At 41.7% G+C, this 9,792-nt stretch carries 8 protein-coding genes; 2 read left to right on the top strand and 6 right to left on the bottom strand.

Annotated features, from left to right (window positions below; all coding sequences use genetic code 11):
- The 6 genes from tnpA (BO222_RS11430) to BO222_RS11405 all read right to left on the bottom strand — a co-directional run.
- On the bottom strand, positions 1–247 hold a 247-nt coding region (tnpA, locus tag BO222_RS11430), incomplete at its 3' end, for an IS66 family insertion sequence element accessory protein TnpA (RefSeq protein ID WP_198931989.1).
- A gap of 97 nt (positions 248–344) precedes the next feature.
- Positions 345–668 carry an IS66 family insertion sequence element accessory protein TnpA gene (tnpA, locus tag BO222_RS11425; protein ID WP_075820897.1) on the bottom strand — a complete coding sequence of 108 codons (324 nt, stop codon included), beginning with the start codon at positions 666–668 and terminating at the stop codon, positions 345–347.
- A gap of 278 nt (positions 669–946) precedes the next feature.
- Positions 947–2,806, bottom strand: coding sequence for an aspartate--tRNA ligase (aspS, locus tag BO222_RS11420; RefSeq protein ID WP_075820898.1), 1,860 nt, complete (start codon positions 2,804–2,806; stop codon positions 947–949).
- 146 nt (positions 2,807–2,952) lie between these two features.
- Positions 2,953–4,287 (bottom strand): histidine--tRNA ligase, encoded by a 1,335-nt coding sequence (gene hisS, locus BO222_RS11415; protein ID WP_075820896.1) that lies wholly within the window; start codon positions 4,285–4,287, stop codon positions 2,953–2,955.
- Positions 4,288–4,636: 349 nt separating this feature from the next.
- Positions 4,637–6,670: an ABC transporter permease gene (locus BO222_RS11410; protein WP_075820895.1), complete on the bottom strand. Its 2,034-nt coding sequence runs from the start codon at positions 6,668–6,670 to the stop codon at positions 4,637–4,639.
- Complete coding sequence (locus BO222_RS11405) at positions 6,663–7,433, bottom strand: ABC transporter ATP-binding protein (protein ID WP_075820894.1); 771 nt, start codon at positions 7,431–7,433, stop codon at positions 6,663–6,665. Before BO222_RS11405 ends, BO222_RS11410 begins: the two co-directional genes overlap by 8 nt.
- A 371-nt stretch (positions 7,434–7,804) precedes the next feature.
- On the opposite strand from BO222_RS11405, the gene BO222_RS11400 reads away from it, so the two are divergent.
- On the top strand, positions 7,805–9,142 hold the full coding sequence (locus BO222_RS11400; RefSeq protein ID WP_075820893.1) for an MATE family efflux transporter: 1,338 nt from the start codon (positions 7,805–7,807) through the stop codon (positions 9,140–9,142).
- Positions 9,143–9,281: 139 nt separating this feature from the next.
- Positions 9,282–9,792, top strand: a 511-nt coding sequence (locus BO222_RS11395; protein ID WP_178390427.1) for a transposase, incomplete at its 3' end; no start/stop codon positions are given.

Below are 9,792 nucleotides of genomic sequence, written 5' to 3'. Positions count from 1 at the left end.
CGACAGACAGAGTAATAGCGGCAGAGTTTTCTGCGACAGCAGCGACATCAATCTCTACAAACTCTATTCCTTCAGCTTTCGCAGACCTTTCCAATCTGCGTTTCCAGTAGCCAAAAGAGGTATAGATCAAGCCATTCTTCTGGCAGAACTCCTTCTGAGAAAGTCCGGACAGGTGATAAGCCTGAACCTGTCTGGTCCAGAATTCCCGGTTTCCTTTTCTGGTTGACGCATAGTGATAATTCGGCATAATGAAAAATCCTCCAGTTTCGTTGTAGATAATCTAACAACGGTCACCGGAGGGTTTAACCCCGTCAAATATAAAGAACTTACGATATTCTGAAGATTCATGCTCCCAGCTCCTTCAGAATCCATCTGACCATTTCAGGACTGGCGTCATTGTGGATTCTTATGTCCAGCTTCCCGACAGACAGAGTAATAGCGGCAGAGTTTTCTGCGACAGCAGCGACATCAATCTCTACAAACTCTATTCCTTCAGCTTTCGCAGACCTTTCCAATCTGCGTTTCCAGTAGCCAAAAGAGGTATAGATCAAGCCATTCTTCTGGCAGAACTCCTTCTGAGAAAGTCCGGACAGGTGATAAGCCTGAACCTGTCTGGTCCAGAATTCCCGGTTTCCTTTTCTGGTTGACGCATAGTGATAATTCGGCATAATGAAAAATCCTCCAGTTTCGTTGTAGATAATCTAACAACGGTCACCGGAGGGTTTAACCCCGTCAAATATAAAGAACTTACGACTCAAAAAAATCCTTCCTGAATACGAGGGAACATTTTCATTCCTCGATTCAGAAAGGATCTTCTCTAATTCCTGTTTTTATATTTGATCTTCTGTTAATTTCTGTTTTTCTGTTTTTCTGTTCTTAGTTTTAAGTTTTAGACTTCTTGAATTACGATATTCAGCTTTCTGAATACCAATCCCAGGACTGAAATCTAAACCTGAGCTGCTTTCCAATCCGCAATTTCCTGAAGACTGACTTCAGTTTCTTTACCGTCTGGTAATGTTATCAGCACTTTGCCTTCTTCAATCGCTTTTAACTGCTTTCTTTGATCTGCGCTCACATTCACTGCAAGATCCAGTTCATCAAGCTGAATATCATCGACTGTATTTGGGGCATCCGACATTGGATCGCGTCCAGCTGCATTTTTCGGGAAGGCAATGATATCCCGTAAAGAATCAGATCCGGAAAGAATCATCGCGATTCGATCTAATCCAAAAGCAAGACCTCCATGAGGTGGAGTTCCATACTGGAAAGCGTCGATGAAAAATCCAAATTTATTTCGAATCTGTTCTTCACTCAGACCCAAAATCTCGAAAATTTTTTCCTGCAGATCATTTTCGTAAATACGCATGGATCCACCGCCTAATTCATACCCATTGAGCACACAGTCGTAGGCATTGGTCTTCACCTTGCCAGGATCCGTATCGAGTAATGGAATGTCTTCACGTTTTGGCATTGTGAATGGATGATGCTGAGAAACCCAGCGATTTTCAGTTTCGCTCCATTCAAACATTGGGAAATCCACGACCCATAAGAAGGAGAATTCATCTTTCTTCTTCAGACCTTTCGCTGCTCCCATGTCATTTCTTAATGCACCTAAAGCGGTGCATGCCTTTAACCATTCATCACTGACGATCAGAACACTCGAACCATCAGTCAGATTCAGCGTGGAAATCAGGTCGTCAATCTCTTTTTCACTCAGGGATTTCACTGCAGATCCGTTCAGTTTTCCATCCTGCATTTTTAAAACGACAAGACCAGAAGCTCCGTTTTTCTTTGCATCAGCAGTCAGCTTTTTGATTTCCTTATTGGAAGGCGCAAAATCCTCAACGACGATCCCCTTAATGACTCCGCCTTCATCCAGTGCTTTTCTGAAAGGAACAAATTCCGTGTTTTTGAAGATTTCAGAAAGATCCTGCAGCTTCATACCAAAGCGATTATCCGGTTTGTCGATTCCATATTCGTTCATGGCATCTTCCCAGCTCATTCTTAAGAAAGGAGTAGGAATATCGATGCCTTTGACATCTTTCATCAGCTTTTTAAGCATCTCTTCTGTCATGGACAGAATCTGATTTTCATCGAGGAAGCTTGTTTCAATATCAACCTGTGTAAAGTCAGTCTGACGATCCGCACGTAAGTCTTCATCTCTGAAGCATCGTGCAAACTGATAGTAACGTTCAAATCCAGCAATCATCAGAAGCTGTTTATAAAGCTGAGGAGACTGCGGCAGGGCATAAAAAGAGCCTGGCTTCATTCGGGAAGGAACAAGGAAGTCTCTGGCTCCTTCCGGAGTTGAACGCCCTAAAGCTGGTGTTTCGATTTCGACAAAATCATGATGATCCAGAAAATCACGCATGCTTTTTGTGATCGCATGACGCATCATTAACTTTTCCTGCATGATTGGACGGCGCAAATCAAGATAGCGGTATTTCATACGAGTATCTTCAAGAGCATCCGTTTCATCCGCAATAATTAATGGAGTAACTTTTGCCGGGTTAATGACATCAAAATCTTCAACAATGATTTCGATATCTCCGGTTAGAAGATTTGGGTTTTTATCCTTCCGCTCACGAACTGTTCCCTTTACATTCAGAACATATTCCTGGCGGACATCCTTTAAGCGTTCATTAAAGCCTTCATCGAAAACCAGCTGCACAATTCCATAACGATCACGCAGATCGATGAAGTTCATCGCTCCGAAATTTCTCTTTTTTGAGACCCAGCCAACGAGTTCAACCTGACGGCCTTCATCCTCGATGCGCAAAGCCCCATTGTGGTCTGTTCTATTCATTCTCTGTTCCTGATTTCTATCTATTTTCCATCTGAAGATTTTCTGATTATAAAATCTTTCATTCTCTGTATATCTGTACTTTTCATCATGAGTGATGCCGATCAATATGAATCAATCCATTCATGGTCAATCAGTTATCCATCCGATTAGTGGTGGTCATGATCGTGGTGATGATGATCGTGATCATGTCCTTCATGATCATCATCTTCTTCATTAAACCAATGATCGAGCGCATCGATCATTTCATGAGCCGGTACAGAAATTTGTTCCTTGGTCTGCTTGTTTTTTAATGTCACTTTAGAGGAGACGAATTCATCTTCTCCAATCAGCATTGTAACCTGCGCATTGGCTCTATCAGCCGCTTTAAACTGGCTCTTGAACGATTTGCCCTGCATATCCATTTCCGAACGGAAACCATTGGCACGCAGCTCTGTTAACAGTTCGAACGAATAGCTGCGGGCTTCGGGATTGAGAACCATGACATAAACATCCATCAATGGTTTTTCGCCAATCTCAATGCCTTCCGCTTCAAGGGCAAGTAGCAGACGTTCTTCACCCAGAGCCCAGCCGATGCCCGACTGTTCTGGTCCTCCATAATAAGGAATCAGATTGTCATACCGCCCACCTGCAAGCAGTGTGGACTGGGCACCCATCTGTTTGCTTTCAGAAACAATTTCAAAAACGGTATGCGTGTAATAATCAAGTCCACGGACCAGGTTATCATCCACACGATATGGAATTCCCATCTGATCAAGCAGGTTCTTGACTGTCGCAAAGTATTCCCGGCTTTCTTCGTTGAGGTAATCGGACATTTTAGGCGCATTCTTCATGCATTCCTTGTCATGATCAATCTTGCAGTCAAGAAGGCGTAATGGATTCTGTTCATAACGGCGCTTGCAGTCGGCACAAAGATCTTCAACATAAGGAGCAAAATATTCCTTCAGCGCTTTGCGGTAAGCATCTCTGGATTCATTGTCACCAAGCGTATTCAAAAGAATAGTAATGTTTTCAAGACCAAGGGCCTTCAGAATAGAAAAAGCCAATACCATCACTTCCGCATCGGCGTATGGGGATTTAATTCCCAAAGACTCCACTCCAAACTGATTAAAGATTCTTAAGCGGCCTTTCTGCGGACGTTCATGACGGTGCATCGGTCCTAAATAGTAAAGCTTGATGGGTAAATCAGGACTTGCATACATATGGTTTTCTACATAACTCCGAACCACTCCGGCTGTTCCTTCTGGACGCAGAGTCAGAGAAGTAGATGAATTGGCTGGAGTGAAGGTATACATTTCCTTGTTGACCATGTCACTGGAATCATTTTCCCGCTTAAATACATTTGTATGTTCAAAAATGGGTGTTCGGATTTCTTCAAAGTTATACAGGCTGCAGAAATGGCGAAGCAGTTTTTCAAGCTGCTGCCAGCGATAGCCTTCATCACCATAGATATCCTGCGTACCCCGGGGGATCTGGTAAGCCATTAAAGGTTCCTCCTTTTTATCATTGTTATTTATTATTGCTTTGACGGTTCACTTATGGTATCCGACCAAATAGTCTGTCTTATTCTAGAAAATAAATTTCTAGGCGAACCGACACTGTAACTGATTTATTATAGCACCTCCAGAAAGGGGCTGATTTTTGGTTAATGAAAATTTCCATGAGCCTTCAATTCTTCCTAATTCCTGCCTTGCATCTGACAATTCCTTCTTCTTCAGAGAGCAAAAAACCGGACATGCTTTCATGCGCAAGTCCGGTTTCAATATTCAATTTGTTCATTCTGCTCTGACTTGATCCAGGTAACCTGAACCATGTTCCAGGAAGTTTCGAAGATTATCTTCGATGATCCTGAACAATGGAATAATACGTTTTGGCACTTAAACGATAAATCAGGATGTAAACCAGAACATAGACCAAAAAGATTCCGATGATCAGTTCAAGGAAAATCACTCGATCAAAGCTGCCTGCACTTGAAAGCATGTTCGAAAGCATTGGATAGGCAAAAGCCATATGAACAGCACACATCAGAAGAGGCATAAAGAATAAAATCAGAACCTGATCATTAATAATCTGTTTGATGTTCTTCTTTTCAAGACCAACATTCTGCAGAATTCTGAATCGCTTTTTATCCGCATTTCCCTCGGTGACCTGCTTGTAATACATGATCAGAATCACCGCAAACAGGAACATCAGGGAAAGATAGAGACCAGCAAAAAATAATCCTCCAAAAAGATTAAGCACCTCAAGAACCTGAGAATCATAATAGGACAGTCTTCCCGAAATCTGTTCAGGATCCAATCCTGCCTGTTTCAGATGCTGATTAATCGAATTGTGGTAAGACTTAACAATTGGATTATCCCCTAGATAGTCTGGATCATGGATATAGTTCTGAAACTCCTCGAGATCCGTCTTGCTCATTTTGGCAGAAGTAACAAGGGTAACCAGATTTTCTCTGCCAAGCGCTTGATTGATCGCTTCCATATCTTTTACGGCAACAACTTCAATGGTGATTCCAAACTGGTTTTGTGAACGATTGAGGTTATAGAAGTGTTCAATCGGTTCTTCTGACTGCACAAGAACAAATGGAGTGGATCCAATTTTGATCACCCCATCATCAATCATTGGTAAATATCCATAAATCTGATGATCCTGAAGCTGAATATCCGTATTCATGATTCGATTAAAATCATCAAGGAAAACAAAATAAATCAGCGTAGGATGTTTTCCAGACTGATCCGAATCCACAAAACTATTTTCATGAAAGGATCCTAAAGACGTAATATATCCATAGCCAGCCACTTCCATGGACGGATCACCAAATGAGATTGCCGTATTGATTGCGTTCATGGCTGCGGCAGCCTGATTGGACTCGATAAACGATGTTTCGACCTGAACTTTGGAATTGTCAGGGTATTGGTTATTTACCGTCCGTACAGCCGTCATCAACAACATCGTAGTCGCAGAGATTCCTACCAGTACGCTGGTCGATAGAATCGCTATGCTGGCCAGGCTGGCTGCATTTTCCTTCATTCGATATTTCATACTCGACACGGAGATAAAATGGCGCGTTTTATAGTAGTATCGCTTATTGCTTTGCAGGATCTTTAAAACCATGATCGATCCGTAAATGAAAGTCAGATACGTTCCAGCGATGACAAAAGCGACCGCCACAAAGAACAGCAGTATCGCATCCACAGGATTATCTACTGCCAGTGAAATTCCATATCCAATCGCCAGACAGATCAGCCCGGCCACTCCGATAATCCAACGGTTTTTTGGTTCTGTTTCACCATAGTCTTTTCCTTTTAAAAGGTTCAGAGGATTTTCTTTTGAGATCACAAAAGCGGACCAGGCAAACAGGAGAAGATAGATGATTCCAATTATTTCAATGACTCGTATGATTCCAATTTTTGAAATATAGAATCCCAATGGAACTTCAAAAGTTAAAAATTTCGAACAGATCAGAATCATTACCTTATCGATCAAAATTCCGATTGGAATGCCAAACACAATATTGGCTAAAAACAGAATCAGAAGCTGATAAAAAACGATTCGAATCAAATGCCTCTTTTCCATTCCAAGAACGGTAAACAATCCCATCTCATTTTTTCTGTTCTTAATCAGGATCGAGTTGAGATAGAAGAAGAAGATTACCGCAAAAAAGCTCACCACTATGCTGCCAACCGATAAGATTGAAGTCAGAATGTCATAACCATAGACACTTTGCATTCCAGGATTATTCCCCAGAGCCACTATCGAATACAGAAGTGAAATAATTACAGTCGAGCCAAACAGATAAGGCAAAGTGATCCTGGAATTTCGGACTAATGTCTGCCAGGCCAGTTTCAGACAGATCGGCTTACGCATGTTTGTCCTCATTTCTTGCAGCCATTAAGGAAATTGTTTTTGTGATCTGATCAAAAAAATCCTGCCGGCTTAAATTGCCCCGATAGATCTGATGAAAGATTTCTCCATCCCGTATGAATAAAACTCTCGAGGCATAACTGGCTGCGCTCGTCGAGTGGGTGACCATCAAGATAGTCTGAGAAAGCTGATTGATTTTTTCAAATACTTCAAGCATTTCCTGAGAACTTTTTGAATCCAGAGCCCCTGTAGGTTCATCCGCAAGAAGAAGCTCCGGATTTGTGATCAAAGCCCTGGCTACAGCGACTCTTTGTTTTTGTCCTCCTGAAACTTCATAAGGAAATTTTTTTAGAATATCCTGAATCCCCAGTGCCTTACTGACCTGAGCCAAAGCCTGCTTCATCTCAGGAAGCTTACGATCATCAAGAACCAGAGGAAGCAGAATGTTATCCTCATTGGAAAAAGTATCCAGCAGGCTGAAATCCTGGAAAACAAAACCCAGATGATTTCTGCGAAAACTCGAAAGCTCATGTCCTTTCATGCTTGAAGCATCCACTCCATTGATTCGAACTTCTCCCCGGGTCTGCTCATCGAGCGTAGCAAGAATATTCAGCAATGTTGTCTTTCCAGAACCGCTTTCTCCCATGATGGCAACAAACTCACCTGGAGCTACATTGAAACTGACATTTTTAAGGGCTTCAACGCTGAAAGCCGAGAAACGTGATTTGTATATTTTCTGAAGGTTTGAAACCTCGAGTATATTCATAAACTATCCTCCGTAATCCTTGTATCTTTATCGCCTGTTCTCTTCTTTACAGATTCAGTTTAGGAAATTTAAAAAAATGGATCTATCGATCTTCCTTACAGAAATCTATGTATCCTTACACTCCTGTCATATTCACCAGTTCTACTCGGTTCATTTCGAGTGAACGGTTTTAATAGTCAGTTTTCGCGAAATTGAGTAAAAATTTGTATAAGCATTGAAATACAGGAAAATAGTAAGCTGTCGAATTCATCCATTCTCAATTTCTGCAGGAATCAAAAATCCACATTATACTTGAGTAAGTCAGCGATTTTTTTTGCATGATAATTACTGAATGATTTGAAGCAGGTTAAGAAACGAAAGAAGGAGTTCTAATGAAATTGGATTTGATTAAAGATTCGCCTGGGAAGCTGTTTCTCAAATATCTGATTCCAGCCCTTGGGAGTGCTCTTGTTGTATCTGTTTATGCCTTTATCGATACGATTGCCGTAGGGCAGGGTGTCGGCTATCAGGGAACTGCCGCTTTGGCTGTCGTCACTCCCCTGTTTCAGATTGCTGCTTTCTTTGGAATTTTATGTGGAATGGGAGCCGGAGTTCTGATCAGCATGGCTCAGGGATCTCATGAGCATAAGAAAATTCAGAGCACCTTTAAAGCTTCCGTCAATCTGATGATTCTATTTTCAGTTGGAATCACCTTATTATTCTGGATTTTCAAAGATCCGATCTATCAGATGCTTGGCAGTTCAGAGTCCATAAGCAGTTACGTTCATGGATATGGTGATCTTCTGATTCTGATCTTTCCGCTGATGATGTTTTGTGCCTGGTGTCCCTTTATCTGCAGGGCCGATAAAAATCCAAATCTTCCTCTCTATTCGACTCTGATCGGAGGTTCTTTCAATATCTTCGGAGACTGGTTTTTCGTTTTTCCAATGAAGATGGGAATTTTTGGCGCCATACTGGCAACAGCCATTGGATATCTTGTTCAGGCCCTGGTTCTTGCATTTCACTTTATTTCAAAGAAAAATACGTTCAGATATCGAGACGTGCATTCAAGTACCAAGGACAGTTATCGAATTATTCAATGCGGTTTTGGGACCGCATTTCTTGAAGTGGCTCTGGTGGCAGCAACAGTATTAATGAACAATCAGATTCAGGCTTATATGGATGAAAGCGCTCTGGCGATTTATGGTGTCCTTCTGACAGTCAGCGCTTTGTTTTCTCATATGTTTATGGGAATCGGGCAGGCTGCTTCTCCAATCCTTTCTGCTAACCTCGGTGCTGCAAAACCAAAAAGAATTCTGGAAGTACAGCGATATACGATGATAACAACTGGAATCTTTTCCATTCTGTTCTTTGCATGCGGCTGGTTCTTCCCGGATGAAATCATTATTTTGTTTGTGAAAAGCACGCCGGAAATCATGGCCATCAGTAAGCCAATTGTACAGATGTATTTTGTGTCTTTTCTGTTTCTTGGAATCAATACGGTTATCGTCTATGTTCTGCAGTCTCTTGAGCAGAATATGGCTGCTACAATTCTTACCATGCTAAGAGGTATTGTATTGATCTTTATTCTGTTATATACATTACCGTTGTTTTTCGGATCGATTGGAATCTGGTACAGCGTCATATTGAACGATCTGATTATTGCAATGGTTTCCCTTTACCTGCTTTGGAAATCGGACAGAAAGTTTCATCGATTGGCCAATCAATAAACAAATAATATAGCCCGGATGTATTTATCAAAGAATGAACTCAGCAAAAAAAGGGGCTGTTAAATTTCTGACAGTCCAAAAATAAAAAGAGGCACCTGATCCGTAATGGATGAGGTGCCTTTTTTGGTAAAATATGTTCATGCTTAATAAACAAAATTACCAAACACACTATAACTCGATTCAGGGCCGTTTGCCACTGCTCCATTCTCTCTTCCCTCATATTGAGATGGATTCTGTCTTCACTACTGTCAGTTCCTTTGTCGATGATTATCTCGACCTTGCCCTTTATCCTTCTTTTGCCTCCTGGCCAGCCTGCCATTTCCCAGCAGACGCCATGCTCAAAGCCGCTCTGATTTCTTTTACTCTTTATGGCTACTGCTCTTTGCGGCAGCAGGAAGAACTTTATTCTCACGACATCCGTCTGCTCTGCCTTTTCAATGGCGAAACTCCTTCTTACGGTACAATTTCCCGCTTTCAGAAGGAATGCCTTACTCCATGCATGGAGGATCTCTTTACGGAATTCAACCGCTATGCCGAACAGAATGATCCTCAGATAGACTCTTCTGTCCTTTATCTGGATGGAACAAAAATTGAAGCCAACGCCAACAAGATGACATTCGTCTGGACAAAGGCCACTCAGAAATATCTGG

The organism is Ileibacterium valens (assembly GCF_001945525.1).
GTDB lineage: Bacteria > Bacillota_I > Bacilli_A > Erysipelotrichales > Erysipelotrichaceae > Ileibacterium > Ileibacterium valens.
This window is presented reverse-complemented; position numbering and strand designations above follow the sequence as displayed.

Bases quoted from the DNA above. Each gene is read 5' to 3' on its own strand.
- hisS (WP_075820896.1), bottom strand. From the start codon at position 4,287: ATGGCTTACCAGATCCCCCGGGGTACGCAGGATATCTATGGTGATGAA.
- BO222_RS11410 (WP_075820895.1), bottom strand. From the start codon at position 6,670: ATGCGTAAGCCGATCTGTCTGAAACTGGCCTGGCAGACATTAGTCCGA.
- BO222_RS11405 (WP_075820894.1), bottom strand. From the start codon at position 7,433: ATGAATATACTCGAGGTTTCAAACCTTCAGAAAATATACAAATCACGT.
- BO222_RS11400 (WP_075820893.1), top strand. From the start codon at position 7,805: ATGAAATTGGATTTGATTAAAGATTCGCCTGGGAAGCTGTTTCTCAAA.
- aspS (WP_075820898.1), bottom strand. From the start codon at position 2,806: ATGAATAGAACAGACCACAATGGGGCTTTGCGCATCGAGGATGAAGGC.
- tnpA (WP_075820897.1), bottom strand. From the start codon at position 668: ATGCCGAATTATCACTATGCGTCAACCAGAAAAGGAAACCGGGAATTC.